Consider the following 22113-nt stretch of genomic DNA (forward strand, 5'->3'; position numbering starts at 1 on the left):
TTTTTTAAAAAAACTAACAACCACTGTGCAATGTCTAGCGTGGCTAGTCATTGCCAGTGCGTTTACTCTCGTATCTGCACAAGCTCAATCTGCATCATCAGAAGACGCAAAAAAACAGCGTTCAAGTGAGCAGTTATCAACGGTCAAAAGCGAAATTGCCAAGCAAAAATCGGCAATCGTGCAAGTAAGTAAAAAACGCCGTCAACTCAATGCCCAGCTGAAAAAAGATGATTTTGCCATTGCGAAGGTGGCAAAAGCGATGAACAACACGCGCAATTCGCTCAAAGCAACCCAAGATAAACTCACCAGCCTCGCAAAAGAAAAAGCACAACTCAATCGAGATAAAGTACAACAAGAAAATGCATTAGCGCATCAACTGAGAACGGCTTACACCACTGGGCAGCACGACTACCTAAAAATGCTGCTTAACCAAGAAGAGTCAAGCCAAGTTCAGCGCTCGCTCACCTATTACCAATATTTAAGTAAAGCGCGAATAGCTGAAATTGAAGCGTTTCAGGCGACCATTGCGCGACTGTCTGAGGTAGAGGTAGAGCAACAGCAAAAAGCTAAACAATTAACCCAACTTCAGCAAACTCAACAATCACAACGCGCTGCACTAGAGAAAAATAAAGCGCAGCGCAAGAAAACCTTAACAGCATTACGCAAAGAACTGCTTTCAAACAAGCAACAATTAGCAAAGCTAGAACAAGAAGAAGCAAACTTAGTTGCAGAACTTGAACGCTTGGCACGCCAAAGCGCATTGGCAAAAAATTTACCTGGCCTAGATAAGCTAAAACGAAAGCTGCGCTGGCCAGTTTCAGGTCGCATTAAGCACTCATTCGGCACCCGAAAACAAGGCTATTTACGCTGGAAAGGGGTATTACTTTCGGCGGCTGTTGGTAGGCAAGTCACCAGCATCTATTCCGGCAAAGTACTATTTTCAGATTGGTTAAAAGGTTATGGCTTAGTCACAGTGATCGATCATGGCAAGGGCTATATGAGCTTGTACGGCCATAACCAAGCTTTATTAAAAAATGTTGGCGATACCGTTGAACCGGGTGAAGCAATAGCCATTGTTGGTCAAAGTGGTGGGCAAAGCGAGCCTGGCCTCTATTTTGAAATTCGCCATCACGGCAAAGCAGTTAATCCGAAGCTTTGGTGTAGATAGCCAACTGTCTGCATTAATAATGCGTCGACCTGTTTCGGTAAAGCTGCTAGGCTAGTCTTACAAAAATAAAAAATAACTACATCCGTGATTCGTTTTCTCTCATTTTTATTGTTTATTACAGGCTCTGCTGCGTTTGCTAACGCCGCACAGGTTGCCATTGTAATTGATGACATCGGTTATCGCATGACCGATAAACAAGTGCTCACTATTCCCGGCAATATCACCTATGCTGTACTACCAAAAACCCCTTATGGTAAACGTATTGCCGAGGCAGCTAACCGTCGCAACCAAGACGTCATCTTGCATATTCCAATGGAATCAAGCCAAGGTAAAAAGCTTGGTCCTGGTGCGTTGACTGCTGATATGAGTGAAGCGGCAATTAAAGCCAGTTTGAATGAATCACTGCAAGAAATTCCCTTTGCTGTCGGCATTAATAATCACATGGGCAGTCATCTCACAACGTTGGCTAAGCCAATGTTGTGGACGATGAAATTTCTTAAAGAACGCGAGCTGTTGTTTCTAGATAGTGTGACAAGTTCCAAAACACTAGGAAGAACCATCGCTGATCGTATGGGCGTACCTGCAATGAGCCGCCATGTATTTCTCGATAACCAGCTCTCTCACCAATATATCGAAGGCCAATTTAAGCAACTGATTAGCAAAGCGAAACGCCAACAAACAGCAATCGCGATTGCTCACCCTCACCCTGAAACCGTGGCAGCATTGACGAAGCTTATTCCGCAACTAAAACAACATAATATCGACTTAGTACCATTGTCAGCACTTTACCAAAAGCCCAGCTTTAGTGAGCCATTAACCGCGAGTACCGAGTAGCGACTCGCTTATCAACACGCCCTAGTATTCAGGTACCTGATTATCACGCATTAATTTGCGTAGGTGGCGCACGGGAATGGCATAGGTAATACCGCTCGGATTAGAAATCACCGCCTCTTTGGTGCTTTGTACAAAAACCTTGTTAATCACCCCTATAACCTTGCCCGTTTCATCATAAAGTGCGCTACCACTGTTGCCTGGATAAGCCGTTCCATCTAATTGATAAACCATGTAGGGATCGCGTAATCGCTTCAACATGGCTATCGACATTTGCCGTGTATCTTTCACCGGAATCACCACGGGCGTAATACTCGCTAACATGGCCTTATGGGTTACTGGAAACAACCCTAAAATCGCGCCAATTGGAAAGCCGGTAAAGCCAACTTCACTGCCTTCTGGATAAAATTCATCCCCAGCTAATGGCATAGCAGGTAACTTGTCACCTTCAACCTTGAGAATCGCCAAATCGTGATAGCGAGAGGAGGCAACAATTTTAGCTTTGCGTGCCTTGGCTTTTTTACCAACCCCAACAAATACCACCATTTCCTGTAAACGTTCAGTATCAAGTACCTCAGGCAAAACATGGTGATTGGTCGCCACGTATTGACCATTACTGATCACAAACCCCGTTCCACGCAATTCATTTTTAGGTTGTCCAAGTGGCGTATAAACACCAATACCCACCACAGATGGCTTGACCTTCTTTACTAGGCTAACCATGTCGTGTCCATAAGCTGTTTTTACAATAAAAATTAATGCAAGCAGTGCAGCAAAAAGGCGCATAAACCTTCCTTGTGTCGTTTTTCGTTCAGTTGTAAGTCTGTCAATTTTAGGCAAGTTTTCCAACTATAAACCATAATATTTGTAATTGTTGGCGAGGTAGAGTTATGACAACAAAAATTATTCCCATCATGGCCGGTGGTGGCACACGTTTGCCTGCTCATATCGGTATTTTAAAAGCGCTCGAGCAACTGGGCGTAGAATTTGGTGATATTGTCGGAGTATCTGGTGGCAGCATTGTCGCCAGCCTATATGCAGCCGGTCACTCATTGGAAACAATGAAGCAAATAGCGATTGAAACCGATTACAATCAGTTTAGAGAATTCTCGTTGTTAAAATTGCTCCGCAATGGCGGCTTAAGTTCTGGGGACGTTTTCGAGCGCTGGGTAGATAACCTCTTGGACGGGAAAACTTTCGCACAAATGGACAAGTCACTACACATTGTTGCTACCGACGTAAAAAGCGGCCAGCCCGTTGTTTTCGATCGAGAAACTTCTCCCGACATGAAAGTGTCTCTAGCCGTACGATTTTCGATGTCGATACCTCTAGTCTTTAGTTTCAAGCCATTTGGTAAACGTATTATGGTTGATGGCAGTATTCTTTCCGAAGATGCGTTACACCGTGATTGGGATGGCCAGGCGACGCCAGTACTTTGCTTTAGGCTGCGCGGTGAACACGAATACCAAGATCTAAAGGTAACGGGTTTCTTGCCCATTTTTAATTACATTACGCTGTTAATTCGCACCTTTATGACCACCCTTTCACGCGAGTATATCAATGAGGCTTTTTGGCACAGCACAATTGTTGTTAATACTGGAGAGTGCTCAGCTGTCGACTTCAATTTGACCAGCGAGCAAAAAAATCAACTGTTTGAAACGGGTTACCATACGGCAATGGACATCATCCCCATCAAAACTAAAATTAAAACGGCGCCATTGCAACACTTATCAGGTATTAATGGCTAATTTAACCTCAGCTCTGGACAACTAATGTGCTTCTAGCGGCTATTTTTGATGCTACCAGCGTTAGATTTAGTTGCAATAGGCCAGCTATTGACGCGCAAATTTGCCTTGATATCAGAAAAAACTTCTCGCTAGAAGATAGAGTTGAGCATAACCACTTGAATTGATTTGCTATTCACTATTTTTTATCCAAATCTAAGGTTAATTTAGCAGCGTCAAAGCCTTGTTAATAGCCTGTGAACATGGTCATAATAATAGGTGAAAGTGCGAGTTAATGCGCTTTGACTGACATTGTTTTCAGGATGAAGAATGACCAAACTATTACACGAACTGATTGAGCTAAGTGCTAAGAAAACACCAGAATCGATTGCACTGCACCTTAAAAATCAGCAACTGACATACAAAGAACTCGCGCACGAAATAAAGCATATCGCAAAGTGCTACCAATCATTAGGGCTAACTCGATACGGCCGCGTTGGCATTTATCTTCCCAAAAGCCTAGAAACAGTTTCCGCTTTGTTCGCCTGTTCTGCAGCCGCAGGGGTTTTTGTACCAATTAACCCTGTACTCAAAGCACCACAAGTAAGTCATATAGTGGCTGATTGTGACATTCAAATATTAGTCACTAATAAAGCAAGATTATCGCCTTTAATCGAAAATTTAGCGTCACTGCCCAGCCTAAAATACATAGTACTTGTTGACGGAAAGCCAAATGACGAACGCCAATTAGCGCAGGCTCAGGTCATTAGCTGGGATAATTTCTATGCTGACGCGGCAAAGCAATTATCAGTACCTGCACAAACATCTAACGATATGGCTGCCATTCTATATACCTCTGGCAGCACTGGAAAGCCGAAGGGTGTTGTGCTCTCTCACAGTAATATGGTTATTGGCGCACACTCAGTGGCAGAGTACCTAGAAAATACCGCTGACGACGTTATTCTCGCGGTATTACCACTGAGCTTTGATTATGGCTTGAGCCAGTTAACGACAAGTTTCTCTGTCGGTGCCACCTGTGTGCTGTTGGATTATTTATTGCCTCGGGATGTGCTCAGTGCCGTTGATAAATATCAAGTTACGGGCCTCGCCGCGGTCCCCCCTTTATACAGTCAATTATGTAGTTTGCAATGGCCTGAAAACAGCGGTCAATCCATTCGATATTTTACCAATAGTGGTGGCGCGCTAACCCAAGCCAATTTAACAACCCTGCGAGAAAAGCTACCGCAAGCAAAGCCTTATCTAATGTATGGTTTGACCGAAGCTTTTCGCTCAACTTATTTACCGCCAGCGCAAGTGGCTCAAAAGCCAGGTTCGATGGGCAAAGCAATCCCAAATGCCGAAGTAGTCGTTGTCCGTCCTGATGGCAGCTATTGCGAGCCGGAGGAACCAGGCGAACTTGTTCATATGGGGCCACTGGTAAGCTTAGGCTATTGGAATGCACCGGAAAAAACCGCAGCACGCTTTAAACCAGCACCGGGAAAGCCAGCGGGAATTATGCTGCAAGAAATGGCGGTGTGGTCAGGTGACACGGTAAAACAAGATAAAGACGGTTTTTTGTATTTTGTTGCACGAGCTGATGAAATGATCAAAAGCTCAGGTTATCGCGTCAGCCCTATGGAAGTAGAAGAGATACTCTATCAGTATCCAAGCATATCCGAGGCAGCGGTCATCGGCGCACCACACCCAGAACTTGGTCAAGCTATTGTTGCCTTGATCTTGGCAAGTGATACTGAAGGCACTGAAGACCAAGAAACTTTAACTAAGTCAGTGACTAAGCACTGTCAAAAACACTTAGCAAATTACATGATACCCAAACAAGTTATCGTGCTCGACAGCATGCCTCACAACGCCAACGGTAAGATAGACCGTGCTGCACTTAACCGAGATTACCAAGGACTTTTTACGGATTAACTTTATGAAAGCACATGACACGCTAACCCCGTTCGAGCAAGAAGAGCATCAATTAAAAATTGGCAATAAAACGCTTTCACAGATTGAAATGTTAGTCGGCAGCACCCCTTATTACGCTTACGATCGCTCAATTCTTTCAAAGACCGTTAGTTCACTTAAAGAAACATTACCAGAGCAAATTTCACTGCACTACGCAATTAAGGCGAACCCTTACCCACCACTGGTAAATTTTATGCGCCCGCTAGTGAGTGGCTTTGATGTTGCCTCAGCCAAAGAGATGCTGTTAGCTATTCAATCAGGTATGCCACCCAGCGATATTAGTTTTGCTGGCCCAGGAAAGACCGAAGATGATATTCGCGCAGCAATTGTTGCCGGTATTACCTTGCATGCTGAGTCGACAACAGAAATTCAACGGGCAGTAGATATTGGTAAACAGCTTTCGATTAAGCCCAATATTGCGATTCGCATTAATCCCGCATTCGAGCTAAAAGCATCAGGCATGAAAATGGCAGGTGGTGCCAAGCCATTTGGAATAGACGAGGAACAAATACCAAGCATTCTGGCAGAGCTAGACTACCAAATGCTGAACTTTCGTGGTTTTCATATTTATGCCGGTTCACAAAACCTCAAAATTGAAGCCATTATCGAAATGCATCAAAAAACCTTTGCACTAGCGGAGCGGCTCGTTTCCATTACCCCAGTTCAAATTGATTACATTAATATTGGTGGTGGTTTAGGCATTCCATATTTTGCTGGTGAAACACGACTCAATCTTGCCCCTGTTGCCGATAATCTAGCCACACTAATAGCTCAACATTCATCACTGTGTGATATTGAGCTCATTATGGAATTAGGGCGTTACCTAGTTGGTGAAGCAGGTGTGTATGTGAGTAAAGTCGTCGATATAAAAGCCTCTCGAGAAACGACCTACGCAGTTTGCGACGGCGGCTTACATCATCACTTAGCAAACTCTGGCAACTTCGGCCAAGTGATCCGGAAAAATTACCCAGTCGCGGTTGGCAACAAAATGGACTTACAAAACGCTGATACGGAAACCGTCACTGTTGTTGGCCCACTTTGCACACCGCTAGACATTATTGCTGATAAAGTTCAATTACCAGCACTCGAAATTGGTGACTATATCGCCGTTTATCAATCTGGAGCATACGGCGCATCAGCAAGCCCACAAAGCTTTCTAAGCCAACCAGAATTGAGTGAAATTTTACTCTAATATCATTAGCTTAGGCTGTTGTAAAATTTTCAGACATTTGCAGATTAATGGGTGAAATATCAAAATAACTTGTTATAGTTAAACAAAGGCGTACAAATAAGCGTCAATTTTCGAAGTAACAAAAGTGGGAAAAGTATGGCCGGATATTCATTAGCAGAAAATTTCGCCCAATATTTTCAGGTAAAGTTCGCAAATACTAAAGCGTTACGCCAAGAAGCTTTCAAAATTAGGTATGGTGTTTACGCAGCTGAACTTGGATGGGAACCGGAAAACGACAGTCATATGGAAACAGATGACTGTGACGATTACGCTTTCCACTGTTTACTCGAACACAAAAGAACTGGCGTTCACGCAGGTTGCGTAAGATTAGTGATTCCTCCAGCCAATGAACCTGATAAAGAACTCCCGTTTGAAGCTCATTGCCTAGAGAGTGCGCGTAAAGACGTTATAGATTCGACTCAACTGCCACGCGGTAGTTTCGGTGAAATATCAAGGTTAGCTGTGCTTTCTAGCTTTAGACGCCGTGAAAATGAGAAAAATGTTCCATTCGTATTGAATAGCATCAACCCGAAAACTGTTTACTCTGAAGAAGAACGCCGCAATTTCCCGAATATCGCAATGGGCTTGTATCTTGCTGCGGTTGCCCTTTCCGATATCTGCAACCACAAAGGCATGTTCGTGATGATGGAGCCAAGACTCAACCGTCGCCTAACACGTTTTGGCTTGCCCTTTGTTCAATGCGGAGAGGAGATGGATTACCACGGTATTCGCGCTATGTTCTACCTCGAGCGTGCTGGTTTTAATTCCGAACTAAGCCCCGAAATATTAGAGTTTTACAACTTGATATACCAACAGCTAGTAGATCAGATTTTCCTTACCCCTTTCACAAATCCTTTAGACAAATAATTTGGAAGCTTTATGAGCCATATGTTTGATTACGATGTCGCCTTTTCTCGCAATATTGGTTGGGTTACAGAAGAAGAGCAGCAAATCATAAAGAGCAAACGTATTGCGATTGCTGGTATGGGCGGTGTCGGTGGCGACCATGTATTAACACTAGCGCGTCTCGGGATCACCAAGTTTAATCTTTCCGACTTTGACGAATTTGGCTGTGAAAATACCAATCGACAAGTAGGTGCCACTGTTGATACCTATGGTCAGAAAAAACTCGATACCATGATAGCAATGGCGAAAGCCATTAATCCGGAGATTGAGTTCAAAACCTTTCCTGAGGGAATAAACGAAGAAAATACCGAAGAATTTTTAAAAGATGTAGACTGCTATGTCGACTCACTCGATTTTTTTGCACTCGAAGCGCGTAAACGCGTATTTCGACTTTGTGCAGAGAAAAATATCCCTGCGACAACAGCCGCCCCAATAGGTATGGGCACCGCCTACCTCAACTTTTTGCCTGGCGGAATGACATTTGAAGAGTACTTTCGCTTAGATGGTTATAGTGAAAACGAGCAATATCTACGCTTTTTCCTTGGCCTTACGCCCGCTGCATTGCAGCAAGCCTACCTAGTTGATCCAACCAAGCTAGATCTCGCTAACAAAAAAGGGCCTTCTACCACAATTGGCTGTAAGTTAGCCGCTGGCGTCACGGGTGCTAATGTTGCCAAGATTCTTCTAAACCGCGGCGACGTTATACCAATACCTCACGGCTTGCACTTTGATGCCTACACTAACCAATATAAGAAAACTTGGCGACCGGGCGGGAATAACAACCTAATCCAAAAGCTGGCATTTAAGGTTGCTAAAAAGCGCTTACTAGCTCCACAATCAAATCAGGAGGCAGCGTCTAGCGCTGAGCCGACTATGTCCATAGTTGAGAAAGTTTTAGATTACGCAAGATGGGCTCCTAGTGGAGATAACACACAATGCTGGCGTTTCAAAATAACTGGTGACAACAGCTTTACTATAATTGCTAACGATACTCGCTCGCATGTTGTTTATGACTTGGACGGCCATTCAAGTCATCTAGCGCACGGTATTTTAATCGAAACTATCTCTATTGCTGCCACTCAGTTTGGGCTAAAAGCTACTTATACAGAAGACCTAAGCAACCCTGAGCAACTATTGTTTGATTTTACATTAGAAAAAGATAACGCAAACATAGTTAGCCCACTTGTTCCCTATATAAAAACTCGTTGTGTGCAACGACGTGCAATGGGAACGCGCTCGCTGTCGGCTGCAGAAAAACGAGAGCTGGAAGACAGCTTACCTAAAGACTATTCAATTCAATGGTTCGAGAGTAAACAAGATAAGAAGTCTATTGCAAAGCTTAATTTTTGTAATGCGAAAACCCGCCTAACAATGGAAGAAGCGTTTTATGTTCATCGTGAAATAATAGAGTGGCATACGCAATATAGTAAAACTAAAATCCCTGAACAAGCACTGGGTGTTGACTGGCTAACAGCGAGAATAATGCAATGGATGTTTAAAAGCTGGTCTAGAGTTAAATTCGCCAATAAGTTTTTGGCTGGGACTTACGCACCAAGAATAGCGCTAGATTATATACCCAGCCTAAAAAGCTGTGCTCACTTTGCAATTAGAGCAGATAAAGAGCCTCAATGTATTGAGGACTATATAGATGCAGGTAGAGCAATTCAGCGCTTTTGGTTAACGTCAGCCAAACTTGGATTCGGCTTCCAACCAGAGCAGACTCCAGTCATTTTCGCTAAATACCTAAGAAATAATATTAAGTTCACAGCTCAGCAAGAAGTAATTGACAATGCCCAACAGGGAATGAAAATGTTCAATTCTATTGTCGACAAACCAGAGCAAGTGCACTTTTTGGGGCGATTAGGCCGTACACAACTTCCGAGATCCCGATCAACACGAATGGATTTAAAAGATCTTATCATCGAGTAGCTATGTTTGAGTTTTTGCTAATAAATGAGGGAACTCAGACAACGTGTTAAACGCATGGGTGGGTGTATACTCGTGCTTGGATAAGACAAATTAACACCTAGATAATCTTGTAGCAGTATTTTCACACAACCTAGAGAGTATCTTTACTCTCCAGTATACTATCTATTGCGATACAGCTTTATCGCAATGTTAAATTACCATAGTGTTGCAAAAGAGCTGACATAATTAAGCTTAATGCAACAGATATTCAAACAGTATTATTCATACGAACACTTTAGTATTCAGGAGTGCACATAGATCCTTTGGGCTAGCTGGGTCATTCTAAAAAACTGTCATACAAGACTCCAGCAGCGTGACATCGCGTTAGTTAACAACAAAATAAAAGCAACGAATATATAGCTATAATTGGCAATCCAAAAACCTGATTAAATTCAGTATTAAAAGTAGGCAACTTGGTTTATTGCTCTTAAACCACAACTAGCTTTAAGATGATTCAGATGTTAAAGAGATTAAAGAGCTCTAAATTATCTTAGTTCTCCAATCTATCAACTAAAAGTTATTTAAGTAGATAATAGCCAAGAACGAATTCTTACAATGAACTATCAATAAAAAAGCCGATAACTACAGAGTTATCGGCTTAATCTTTATATTCGACTTTAATAATCTGTTATTTATGATTTACGACGTAAACCTGCAACACCAAGTAGGCCCAATGCCATGATTGCAATTGAAGCCGGCTCAGGTACAACTTGTGCAATAACCGTTGTACCATTGTCTTTTGTAAATATAGTTAAGAATGGAGTCGCATCGCCAAGGTTAGCTGTATCAAAAGTACCATTTGGACCAGCAGAACCAGTTAACTGAAGTGTGAAGTTTGTAGGGTCAATTAAATCACCTCCATCTTGGCGCCAAACATTGTCAAGGGTTGCTTGATTTGCAAGCACCCATGCTTCATCAAAAGCAAACTCAAATACAAATGCAGAGTTTGTGTTTGAACCATCTAATGTTACAACAGGAGTATTTACTTGCTCTACCAAGTCAAATTCACCTATAACACTGCCCAACCAAGAGACAGTAAGCGCAACATTTGCGTTAGCAGAGCTTAAATCGAAATTAGTTTCAAACGAAGTTGCTGCCAGATCGGTGAATAAATCTGCGTCACCGAGAGTTGGAATGCCAGCACCATACATTACGTTTTCAATCGTGCCTTCCAAGTTCAACGAGAACTCTAACGCATTTAATGGAAAAATGACGTCTGGGCTACCCGTGTTGTTATTATTGTTGTATGTGAATGACTCTGTAAACCTATCACCAGAGTCTAATTGTGTATCATCTGCACCGCCATCAAAAAACTGTTGCACTGATACAGGATCATTTGGGAATAAGCCTAAAGTCAATACTTCAGAATCCAAAAAAGTACCGTCTTGATCGGGGTCAAACTCAAATGTAATGGCAGAGGCATTAAACGCCGTCGCACTCGCTAGCAATAATGCTGTTGTTAATTTTTTCATTTCCATTCCCTTCTTTATGAAAGTTGTCTGTTATGAAGTCTAAGCAATTTATTTTCGAATCCGAGTAAACAAAAGCAAAGACAATACCAGCTCAAAAAAAACCATAAAATACAATGCAATAAAATGAAAATCCGTTAATTTACTGTCTTAACAAATAAAAATTGTAAAAAATATAGACAATTAGCTTACTAATAGGTTAATCGCCCTATTAGCCCTTATTTATTAATTCAAAGTGCGACCTTATTTCTTTGTTGTTTGGCGCGAGTTTTTTAGCTTTTGCAGACGAAGTTTTTGCTAGCTGAAGGTTCCCTTTTTTAAAATAAATCATTGCTAGAGTATCTAATATAATTGCTTTATTGGGCGCTAAATCATTAGCTTTCTCAGCATACTTCAGCGCTTTGTCAAAATTATTTAATCGATACTCAAGCCAAGCTAAATTATTTAAAAAAACAAAATTACTTGGAAATTCGCTAACAAGTGACTGATATAGCATGCGAGCCTTAGCTTCATTTCTGCTCAGCAAATATTCGGCGTAGAAAGCGGTTGTTACAGTATCTCTAGGAAACACTTTTAAGTGACTTTCAATAAAAGATAGACTTTCTTCTATTCGACCTAACTTAAATAAAGATGTATAGATAAAGCCTGCTCGGCGGAAATTAGGTCGATACTTGTAATAAGCTTCTAGCTTAGGAAGGGCTTCTTCATAATTACCTTCAGAGAACATTACCTCAGCTTTCATTCCCTCAATAAAGACAGCAGGAAAAAGACTAGTATCAAGTTCACTTAGGCTCTTTTTGGCAGCTTGAAACTCTTTATTTAGCAACTGATAGTAAGGTAAAAAAACTGCCAATTTCGGTCTGTGAGGCAAAACAGTAAGCATCTCTTTTACAGCTGCGACTGTACCAGCTGTATTTCGTGAATTTTCTAGGATAGACAAGTGGTTGACCCAAGCCATTGAATCTACCGGATACTTTTCAATCCATTGTTGACTGACTTCAAGCGCATCAGAGTACCGTTCGATGCTAGTTAAACTGCCTACCAATAACACATAATAGCGTCTAGGCGGCTCAACTCTGTTAACCTCCCAAGTTCTTAATACCTTCTCAGCCTGCTCAAAGCTTTTATTCATAAATAGGACACTAGCATAAAACAACTTAACGACATGGTTAGTCGATTGCCGCTGATATGCTTTTGATATTAATTCAAGCGCTTGTGTAGTATCTTTTTGCGCCAGCTCCATTTTGAAAAATAAACCAAGTAAACCAATATGGTCAGGAAACTCTACCAACAATCTGTTTAATTGAATTCCTGCTTGTTCGTATTCACCAGTGTTAATGTGTTTACCAATAAAGTATTGGTGAGCGTATAAGTTTTTGCTATCTAACTTAAGTGATTCACTAAGCACTTGATCTGCTTCATTAATTTGTTTGTTCTTTATAAGTAATTTAGCCAGCATATTTACAGCAGTTATACTTGTTGGAAAGTCTACGATCCACTGCTTAGCGAACTCTATACCTTTCTGCAATTCATCAGCGTTGTAATACGCACTAGCAAGCGCTATTCGCGCTTGCTCTGAGGATGAATCAAGCTCAACTGCCTTTATAAGCAAATCAAAACTTGCTTCTTTATCAATGCCAGCTTTTAACAACCCCAATTGGCTCATTTGCTCAGCAGGGCTTTTCGAAACTACTTCTTCATCAGAAAGTATCTTCTCTACTTCAGCAATCAAACCTGCACGCGCTAAACCATAACTGTCAGAAACTAATTGCTGAGCTTCTTCCTTAGTTAGCTGCAATCCATCTTCTTCAGTAAAGTAGCCTAATTTGATTTTTACAAAATTAGTAATACTACTAAGTGGGCTATTTTCTGCCAAATGAGGTTCTAACATGCTCAAGTGCGCAAACGCCTGCTCATATTTTTCTAGATGGAAGGCACTTAAACCAGCAACACTTCTTGCCATGATCATATTTTCACTAGACTGAAGCGACTTCTCTGCAAACTCTTGAGCAAACGCATAATTTTTCTTCTGAAACTCGGATCTGGCACGATAATAAAGGGCAATCGCAGAGTTAGGTTGCCTAGCTAAATATCGATCAATATATGTTTCAGCATCACTAAAGTTTTCGTCAGACCATAAGCTATTTATAAGAAAAAGTAAGAATTGGTTGTCTACTGGAGCTTTTTGATGAACAACCTTAAAAGCTTCAGATGCCTCTAGAAATTTCTTATCAGCAAATAATAGATGCCCCTTTGCAAGCATTGCTTCAAAATAAAAGCCACTTTCATCTGATACCAGTGAAGCCTCTTCTAATCCGAGCTCATATTCTCCCTGCGCGTAGTGTTGATAAGCTTTGGCTAATTTAACGACATCATACTTAGAATCAAAGACACTAGCTTGCGCCAAAAGATCTGACGCACGTTCTAACTCGTTGTTGTTGTATGCGGCAATGGCTGCATAAAACAATATCGTTAAATATTGCTCATCTTCTAAAGAAACGCCTTGCTCCAGAAATGCATAGAGTTTTTTAGTGTTACTTTGTCGAGAGTATAACTGCGAAAGCTCACCGGACAACTCGGAAAAGTCAATCCCCAAACTTTGAGCACGTTCTAACTCTTTTTCTGCGCTTACATAATTGCCAATCTTTAGATAGAGCTTCCCAAGCGATAATCTTACCGCTGCATTCTTTGGCTCCATTTTTATTGCATTTTTCAGCTCTATAATTGCAGTGTCAAACTTATTACTTGCAGCTAATTTTTCAGCAGCGGCTACATATTGTTCCGCTGTCTTATGCTCACTACAAGCTGTCAACGACAATGCAACAGCAATAGCGATTGCAGATATTGAAACCTTATTCATAGCTAAGTCCCTCTATGATGAAATTTGTTTTTCCAGTACTGCTATTTTTTCTTTTTGTATTTGCTCTTGTGCATTAATAGAAGCAATAACCTTGCGCGCTTGATTGAAACGGTTATTGGCAATTAAAGACTCAACATAGTTTATTGCTATATCTGTATCACTAGCATTGGTAAGTTCGTAAGCTTTTTGAGCTTGAACTAGTGCTTTGCGAATTTGACCAGACTTCAATAGAACTTTGCCATAAGTATCAATAACACTTGCCACTTCAGGTGCAAGAGCAACCGCTTTCTCAGCATACGTAAGTGCTTGCTCTAGCTGGCCTTGTTCCATAAAAAGCCACGCAGTATTGTTAAGAGCAATGACATTACCCGGCTCTTTGTCTGCCATTTGCTGGTAAACGTTTAACGCATCTGTCGATAGACCTGACTCTAACATTAAGCTACCAAGCAATGAGCCAACCCGAGAATCGTAAGCATTTTCAGCCAAGTAAGATTCTAATATAGCAATTGCCTGTGGCTTTTGCTTCGCTCCAGTATGAGCACCAGCTAGCAATAACGCATTTCTAGCACTTGGTTGAACTTTATAAAATTGAGATAAATGCAATTCAGCGGTTGTAAAATCACGCTCGAGTAGCGCTAGTCGACCGTATAAACCATGTCTAATTTGGCGATTAGCAATATCCTCTTCCAGCTCAGCAAGTAATTCGCGAGCCTCCCTAGCCTTGCGCGCATTAATTAACACTTCTGTCTTAATTAACTTCAACGGTAAACTTTCAGGCTGTTTTATCAAGCCGCTTTCAATTGTGCGAAGAGCACCGTCAAAGTCTTTTTCCAGCACATACACTTCAGCCAAATAAATATAAGGTTCTATGTGATATGGATTGACCTTTCGCCATTCATTTAACGTTGTCTTTACTAAACTGCTGTTTTGGCTATAACGATACCCAGCAACTTTTAACTGCCAATAGAACTTAGGCGTCTGGATATTGGGTGTAATTGTGTTTAGTTGGGTTAACGCGACTTCAATCTGTTCTTTTCTATATAGCGCTTCTGCATAGACAAGAATCAAGTTAGTGTTTTCAGCACTTTGGTTTATCTTTGCTTTTATCTCATTCAGCGTAGCATCAGTTTGGTCTAGCTGAAGAAGCGAACGTAAAACTCTAATGTTATCAGGAGAAATAGTATTTGCTTGTTGCAGCAACTCTAGTGCTTTTGCTTGATTTTGTTCAATTAACGAAAGTTGAGCTAATTGCAATAAGGCATAAACGTTGGGCTCTACCGTTATTGCCTGCTCTAAGAGCGCTTTACCCACTTTACCCTTGCCCTGTTTTAAAGCGATGGCTGCGGATAGGTTTAACCCGTCCGGTTTGTCAGGGTAAACTTTTTGCCATTTATTAGCGATGCTCTCTGCTTTAGCGAAGTCACCAGCATTTAACGCCATATAGGCGATAGCTAATTCTGCTTTTACCAACTCAGGGTCAAGCTCAACGGCACGCTCTAATGAGGCAAGGGCTTTTTCATCATTCACCATTAGCTTTAGCATGCCATCTTTAAGTAGCTGCTGTGGCGAGTTCTCGTCAATATTGACCGCTTCAATAATTGCTTTGGCTTCTTGTTGCGCGCCCGCTTGCAGCAATTTAAAGCTTAACGCTGAATAAAAATCTGCCCCAGTTACTGCGTTTTCATCAACGCTGCCAAGCGTTGCCGCAACACCTTCAATGATACCGAGCTCAACTTGACTCACTACCAGCATTTTTCGCGCAAAATGATCTTCAGGGAGGTATTTGACTAACGGCTTGATGTAAAGCATTACTTGTTCATATTTATTTAAGTAAAAAGCACTAACACCTGCTACTAACCTCAAATTGGCTTGGTTCAAATTGTTATTAATTGCCTTTTCAGCATGTTGCAGCGCTAATTCGTAGTCTTGATCTTGTACTCTAACCATAGCTTTAACATAATTTGCCAGTGGTTGGTTAGGTAAAGCTTTTAACATGCGATCTGCGTAATTCTCGGCTTGCTCAAACTTTTCAGCCTTTAAAAATGCATTGGCAACGAGTAACTCTACTACTCGCTGGTGAGGTTGAAGTTCTAAATATTTAAGAAAATTTTCACTCGCGAGTACGTAATTTTCGTTAGCTGCTGCAATGTTACCAAGCAGTAAGATAGCCTCTGGCTGACCAGGTACTTTTGATAATGCCCCTAGCGCTTCTTGCTCTGCTTGCGCTAAGTCTTGCTGTTCGTAATGGATAAATGCATTGGCCAGAGCGGTGTAGCCATTTGCTTCGTTGGCCTGCTGCATTTCTTGCTGTACTGAAGTTGCTTGCTCTAAGTTACCCTGTCGAATAAAGGTTAGTAATTTATAAAAATGGGTGGTTAATAAAGCGTCAGGGGTCAGTGACGACTGAGGTAATGCTGAAACCGCTTCAAAATCTTCAACTAAATAATAGCTTCTCGCGATGAGAGGGCTAACTAAATTAGCGTCATACTTGGCCTTTTGTGCACGTTCAAATTCTTTGGTCGCGTTGATTGCGTTGCCCTGACTCAAATAAAGTTGGCCAAGAAGAAAACGTGCCTCGCCATTATTAGGCTCAAGTTTAATCGCATTCTTTAAAGCAATTATTGCGTTACTCGGTTGCAGGTTTTGCTTGGCAGCTTTAGCTTGTTCAAGGTAACTAGCCGCATTCTCCTGTTCGCTGCAACCTGCTGCTAATACCCCAGCAACGGCTAAGGCAATAATTGTACGTTTATTCATTATTATTTATTTCCATATACTCTCTTATACAAAAAAGCTCATCATGTGATGAGCTTCTTAAAATTTTATGTCATTAAGACCTAGTATTGATTAAATACGAGTCAACTTGCAACTCTCTGTAGTCAGAATGATCTGTCACAAGAATTAATACATCTGCCCAACTATCGAGTTGTGAAAGTTCTGTTTCACGCTCGCATAGCCATTCTGGTACATAAGGGTCATGATATTTCACTTCTATACTTGCTTGATTAAAGTAATGCAGAATAGGTTCCGCGGGTGTTTCACGACAATCATCAACGTCTGCCTTATATGCAACACCAAGTATACCTATCTTAGTCTGTCCAGGTTGGAGCCTCTCAATAGCTTGCTGAGCGACTAATGCTGGTCTTGCGTCATTGATAGCTCGAGCTTTGCGTACTAGCTCACCAGATTTCGTATTTTCGACCAAGAACCAAGGATCAATTGGGATACAATGACCACCAACACCTGGGCCAGGATTCAGCACATTTACCCTTGGGTGACGGTTCGCTAGTTTGATAACTTCGTAAACATCGACGTTTAACTCCTGACATATCTCCGCCAACTCGTTCGCAAAGGCGATGCCAACATCTCGTGACGTGTTTTCAACCAATTTCACACACTCTGCCGTGGTCAAATCGGTCAAGAAGACTTCACCTTTTACGAAGCTTTGGTAAATACCCTTAACTTTTTGTTGAGCTTGGCTGCTAGTCGCGCCAATAATGCGATCATTATTGACCAGTTCATGCAATGTTTGCCCTGGTATTGCACGTTCTGGACAGTGAACAAGATCAACTGATAAACCAGCAGATTTAAACCTATCTGCCGCGGCCAAACTGGTTTGCGGCGAGATCGTCGACTCAATAATAACCGTTTGGCCATTGCTTGCGACTTTCGCAATTGCATCAACCGCACTAAATACATATGAACGGTCGCACGCATTTCCCTTATGTGGAGTAGGAACAGCAACTAAATAAGTATTACTGTTCACCACTTGGGTTGATGCCTTTAATAAGCCTTGGCTAACAACTTTATCTAATAATTCAGGTAAACCAACCTCATCAAATGGGCAAGTTGCACTATTAATAGCTGCCACTTTTTCTGCATTTAAATCAACACCTGTGACTTGATAACCAGCCTGCGCTAGTAAACAAGCAATAGGTAAGCCCATATACCCCATGCCAACGACGGTTATCGACTCTCCATTGCGAACAATTTCTGTTTGTTCGTTACTTGCTGTTGCCGTATCTCCTAAGCAAATATCAATAATGCGCTTAGCAACATGCCCGTCACCAAATGGATTTTCCCAGCTAACACTGCCCTCTGTATTTAACCACTTAGCGGCCGCAGCAAGCGCTTTATCAGCATCACGGCCAACTAAAACATTAGCGCCGACTTCAATCGACTCTGGACGTTCCGTATTTTCTCTCAGTGTAATACAAGGAACACCCAGTAAACATGCTTCTTCTTGAATACCGCCTGAGTCAGTCAAAATAAGCTGAGCATTTTGCTGAAGCTGAATAAAATCGAGATAGCCAATTGGTGGGCTTAACTTAAGATAGTTGGGAACTGGAATACCAAATTCCGTTAGTTTAGCTTGAGTACGCGGATGAATTGGCCACACGATAGGTTGCTCATACTTCTCATGCAAGCGTTCAAATAGAACTAAAAGCTCTCTTAAGTGAGCAGGAATATCGACATTAGACGCACGATGCGCCGTCACTAAGAAGTAATCCTTTTCAGTTAAACTAAGGTCGTCTAGGATTTCGCTTTTATCAGCAGCAATTTCAAGATGTTGGAAGAGCGAATCAGAAACGGTATTGCCAACCGTATGAATCTTGTCTGCTAAGATACCTTCTTGATTTAAGATCTGCTCTTGATTTGGGCCAACGGCAAATAAGAACTCGCTCATATGATCAGTAAGAATACGGTTTGTTTCTTCTGGCATCATACGATCATAGCTTCTTAGGCCAGCTTCAATATGACCTACTTTGATATTAAGCTTTGACGCAGCAAGAGCACCTGCAAGAACCGTATTCGTGTCACCTTGAACTAGCACTATATCTGGCTGCTCATCAAGCAAAATAGGCTCCATTTTGATCAAAATATTGCCTGTTTGATTACTGTGCTGCCCTGAGCCTACACCTAAATTGTAGTCCGACGCTGGTAGCTCTAATTCATCAAAGAAAATGCTATCCATCTCCTCAGAATAATGCTGATTAGAGTGAATAATAAAGAACGATATCGAACGCCTTTGGCACTCACGAATTACAGGTGCCATTTTAATTATTTCTGGTCGCGTACCGACAATAATCCCAATTTTCATCTAAATTTCCTTTTGAATTTGTAACCCTATTCTTAACTTTACACTTTAAAGCCTTTTTATAGACGTTTATCAAGACTTCATTAATAAATTTAACACTTCTTGTGTTTTTTCTTTCATCAGCCCAATATCGCCTTTTGACTCAACATTTAAGCGCACAACGGGCTCGGTATTACTGCTGCGAAGATTAAAACGCCATTTGGGAAATACCATGCTGATGCCATCAGTTTCGTCAGCGCCTATAGCCATTGGCTGATAAAATGCTTTCACTCGTTGAATGGCTTGAGGAGCGTCTTCAACCCGATTGTTAATCTCACCAGAAGAAGGGAACATCGCAATTCGTTCGTCAACTAACTCAGATAGCCGTTTACCTTTAACACTGACTAACTCGGCTATCAAGAGCCAAGGAATCATGCCGCTATCACAATAGAAAAAATCTCTAAAATAATGGTGGGCGCTCATTTCACCGCCATAGACAGCGTTTTCCTTGCGCATACGCTCTTTGATAAAGGCATGGCCTGTTTTACTTTGAATAGGGTGGCCACCAGCATTACTGACAATATCAATCGTATTCCAAGTCAGCCTAGGGTCGTGAATTACCGCCGCTTGAGCATTCTTGGCAAGAAAGTTCTCTGCCAGCAAACCCACAATGTAATAACCTTCAATAAATTGCCCATGCTCATCAAACAGAAAACACCGATCAAAATCTCCATCCCAAGCGATACCAAAATCGGCTTGATGCTCAATCACTGCTTGTTGTGTTGAATCTCTATTCTCGGGCAGCAATGGATTAGGAATGCCATTAGGGAAAGTACCATCTGGTTGGTGATGCACTTTGATAAATTCGACTGGTACTTGGTGAGAGTGAAAATACTGTTCAATAAAATCTAACGTTGGTCCTGCAGCGCCGTTGCCCGCATTAACGACAATTTTCAAAGGAGAAAGCTGCCCTGAATCAATATAGGTCATCAGGTGCTCAGTAAATGCCGCATCAATGTTCAATTCGCGTTTAGTACCAAGGCGTTCAGGCTTTTTAAATTTATTGGCTTCTGCTAGCGCTTTAATATCAAACAGTCCAGAATCGCCGCTTATTGGCTTACTTTCACTGCGCACTAGCTTCATACCATTGTAATCAATTGGGTTATGGCTCGCTGTCACGCATATGCCACCATCGCAGTTTAGGTGAGAAGTCGCAAAATAAATATGTTCAGTCCCGCACAGGCCTAAATCAATAACATTAGCCCCACCATCCATTAACCCTTCTGCAAGCGCTGCCTTAAGCGATTCTGTACTCAGGCGAACATCCCCCCCGATAACAACTGAGCGAGCAGCTAAGTGTTGTGCAAATGCTCGCCCAACACGGTAAGCAACATCTTCATTGAGTTCATCGCCGAGTTTGCCGCGAATATCATATGCTTTAAAACAGGTCAGTGCGGACACTAGTTTTGCTCCTGTTCACGGCCGTATCGATCTTCCAAGCGCACTATATCGTCCTCTCCCAAATAGCTTCCCGATTGCACTTCAATCATCTCTAAAGGCAACTTGCCTGGGTTTTCCAAAGCATGAACAGCGCCCACTGGAATATAAGTTGATTCATTCTCAGTCATCAAAAAGGTGTCGTCATTAATTGTCACCTTTGCCGTGCCAGAAACGACAATCCAATGCTCTGCACGATGATGATGCATTTGTACAGACAACTTAGCGCCAGGTTTGACGACAATTCGTTTCACCTGAAAGCGGGATCCGTTGTCGATTGAGTCATAACTACCCCAAGGTCGATATACCTGACGATGATGATCAACCTCACTGCGTTGCTTCAGTTTGAGTTCATTGACAATATGCTTTACTTGTTGAACCTGAGACTTCTCAGCCACTAGCACCGCATCTGAGGTATCAATCACAACTAAATTGTCGATACCAACAGTTGCTATCAGCTTGTTGTCACTGTGCAAATAACTGTTGGAGGTTTCGTGGGTCAGCACATCACCTTTGCAAACATTACCATCTCCATCTTGCTCACTAACTTCCCAAAGTGCGCTGTATGAGCCGACATCGCTCCAACCTGCATCTAACGGCACGACCACAGCTTGTTCGGTATGCTCCATCACAGCATAGTCAATTGATTCATCAGGACACTGTTCAAACGCCGTTTTATTCGGGCGAATGAAGTCTAAATCCGTGACACAATCAGACATGGCCGCTTGACAGGCCTGGTAGATATTCGGTCGATATCTATTCAATTCCGCTAAATAGCGACTTGCTTTGAACATAAACATGCCGCTATTCCAAAGATACTGACCGCTAGCTAAATAGGCTTGGGCAGTAGCTAGGTCGGGCTTTTCAACAAAGGTATCAACATCAGCGATTCCCTGATCCAGCACGCCATGTTTAATATAGCCATAGCCCGTTTCGGGCTTGGTAGGCACAATGCCGAATGTTACCAATTTGCCTGCTTCAGCAGCTGCTTGTGCCTGTACAACAGTATTTTGAAAGGCAAGCTGGTCATGAATAACATGATCCGCCGCTAAAACGAGTAAAACTGCATCGTCATCTTCGGCAATTGCTTTAAATGCAGCTAACGCTACCGCAGGTGCTGTATTTTTTCCTTGTGGCTCTAATAAAATACTACCTTTGTTATCAACAGCATTAATTTGCTCAGCAACCGTAAATCGGTGGGCCTCGTTACAGATAAAGATTGGCTGCTGACAGCCGCTAGGTAGTCGCCCTAAAGTATCTTGCAGCATAGTCGTTTGATTGACTAGCGCTATGAACTGCTTAGGCAGTAATCGACGTGACAATGGCCACAAACGGGTTCCGCTGCCGCCACACATAATCGCAGGGTAGATTTTCATAGAACTTTAACTCCTTATTCCTGCCAGCAATGTAAAAA

General features: G+C 42.0%; 14 protein-coding genes. 7 read left to right on the forward strand and 7 right to left on the reverse strand.

Annotation, left to right across the window (positions count from 1 at the left end; genetic code table 11):
• Nucleotides 1-25: 25 nt before the first annotated feature.
• Nucleotides 26-1168 carry a murein hydrolase activator EnvC family protein gene (locus ACSLUR_RS09410; protein WP_448553917.1) on the forward strand — a complete coding sequence of 381 codons (1143 nt, stop codon included), beginning with the start codon at nucleotides 26-28 and terminating at the stop codon, nucleotides 1166-1168.
• 84 nt (nucleotides 1169-1252) lie between these two features.
• Nucleotides 1253-2002: a divergent polysaccharide deacetylase family protein gene (locus ACSLUR_RS09415; protein WP_448553919.1), complete on the forward strand. Its 750-nt coding sequence runs from the start codon at nucleotides 1253-1255 to the stop codon at nucleotides 2000-2002.
• Between the two features lie 21 nt (nucleotides 2003-2023).
• Here ACSLUR_RS09415 and ACSLUR_RS09420 read toward each other — a convergent pair whose 3' ends face one another.
• Nucleotides 2024-2785: a S1 family peptidase gene (locus ACSLUR_RS09420; RefSeq protein WP_448553921.1), complete on the reverse strand. Its 762-nt coding sequence runs from the start codon at nucleotides 2783-2785 to the stop codon at nucleotides 2024-2026.
• A gap of 104 nt (nucleotides 2786-2889) precedes the next feature.
• Between ACSLUR_RS09420 and ACSLUR_RS09425 the strand changes: the two genes are divergently transcribed.
• The 5 genes from ACSLUR_RS09425 (at nucleotide 2890) to ACSLUR_RS09445 (ending at nucleotide 9760) form a co-directional block, all read left to right on the forward strand.
• A complete protein-coding gene (locus tag ACSLUR_RS09425) occupies nucleotides 2890-3747 on the forward strand; it encodes a patatin-like phospholipase family protein (RefSeq protein WP_448553923.1) in 858 nt (285 codons plus the stop codon).
• 306 nt (nucleotides 3748-4053) lie between these two features.
• On the forward strand, nucleotides 4054-5655 hold the full coding sequence (locus ACSLUR_RS09430; protein ID WP_448553925.1) for an acyl-CoA ligase (AMP-forming), exosortase A system-associated: 1602 nt from the start codon (nucleotides 4054-4056) through the stop codon (nucleotides 5653-5655).
• Between the two features lie 4 nt (nucleotides 5656-5659).
• Nucleotides 5660-6886, forward strand: coding sequence for a pyridoxal-dependent decarboxylase, exosortase A system-associated (locus ACSLUR_RS09435; protein WP_448553927.1), 1227 nt, complete (start codon nucleotides 5660-5662; stop codon nucleotides 6884-6886).
• Between the two features lie 135 nt (nucleotides 6887-7021).
• Nucleotides 7022-7792, forward strand: a complete 771-nt coding sequence (locus ACSLUR_RS09440; protein WP_448553929.1) for a PEP-CTERM/exosortase system-associated acyltransferase — start codon at nucleotides 7022-7024, stop codon at nucleotides 7790-7792.
• A 12-nt stretch (nucleotides 7793-7804) separates the two neighbouring features.
• A complete protein-coding gene (locus tag ACSLUR_RS09445; RefSeq protein WP_448553931.1) occupies nucleotides 7805-9760 on the forward strand; it encodes a ThiF family adenylyltransferase in 1956 nt (651 codons plus the stop codon).
• Nucleotides 9761-10431: 671 nt separating this feature from the next.
• Here ACSLUR_RS09445 and ACSLUR_RS09450 read toward each other — a convergent pair.
• From ACSLUR_RS09450 to ACSLUR_RS09475, 6 genes are all read right to left on the reverse strand, one after another.
• Nucleotides 10432-11271 carry a PEP-CTERM sorting domain-containing protein gene (locus tag ACSLUR_RS09450; protein ID WP_448553933.1) on the reverse strand — a complete coding sequence of 280 codons (840 nt, stop codon included), beginning with the start codon at nucleotides 11269-11271 and terminating at the stop codon, nucleotides 10432-10434.
• Between the two features lie 208 nt (nucleotides 11272-11479).
• Nucleotides 11480-14128 carry an XrtA/PEP-CTERM system TPR-repeat protein PrsT gene (gene prsT / locus ACSLUR_RS09455; RefSeq protein ID WP_448553935.1) on the reverse strand — a complete coding sequence of 883 codons (2649 nt, stop codon included), beginning with the start codon at nucleotides 14126-14128 and terminating at the stop codon, nucleotides 11480-11482.
• A gap of 12 nt (nucleotides 14129-14140) precedes the next feature.
• The gene (gene prsT / locus ACSLUR_RS09460; RefSeq protein WP_448553937.1) at nucleotides 14141-16882 is read right to left on the reverse strand and encodes an XrtA/PEP-CTERM system TPR-repeat protein PrsT; all 2742 of its coding nucleotides are present in this window, start codon (nucleotides 16880-16882) and stop codon (nucleotides 14141-14143) included.
• Between the two features lie 73 nt (nucleotides 16883-16955).
• Nucleotides 16956-19226, reverse strand: coding sequence for a non-hydrolyzing UDP-N-acetylglucosamine 2-epimerase (wecB, locus tag ACSLUR_RS09465; RefSeq protein WP_448553939.1), 2271 nt, complete (start codon nucleotides 19224-19226; stop codon nucleotides 16956-16958).
• Between the two features lie 69 nt (nucleotides 19227-19295).
• Nucleotides 19296-20663 carry a phosphohexomutase domain-containing protein gene (locus ACSLUR_RS09470; RefSeq protein ID WP_448553941.1) on the reverse strand — a complete coding sequence of 456 codons (1368 nt, stop codon included), beginning with the start codon at nucleotides 20661-20663 and terminating at the stop codon, nucleotides 19296-19298.
• Entirely contained in the window at nucleotides 20663-22075 is a 1413-nt protein-coding gene (locus ACSLUR_RS09475) for a mannose-1-phosphate guanylyltransferase/mannose-6-phosphate isomerase (RefSeq protein ID WP_448553943.1), read from the reverse strand. Before ACSLUR_RS09475 ends, ACSLUR_RS09470 begins: the two co-directional genes overlap by 1 nt.
• Nucleotides 22076-22113 lie beyond the last annotated feature (38 nt).

It is taken from the genome of Thalassotalea montiporae, assembly GCF_053485855.1.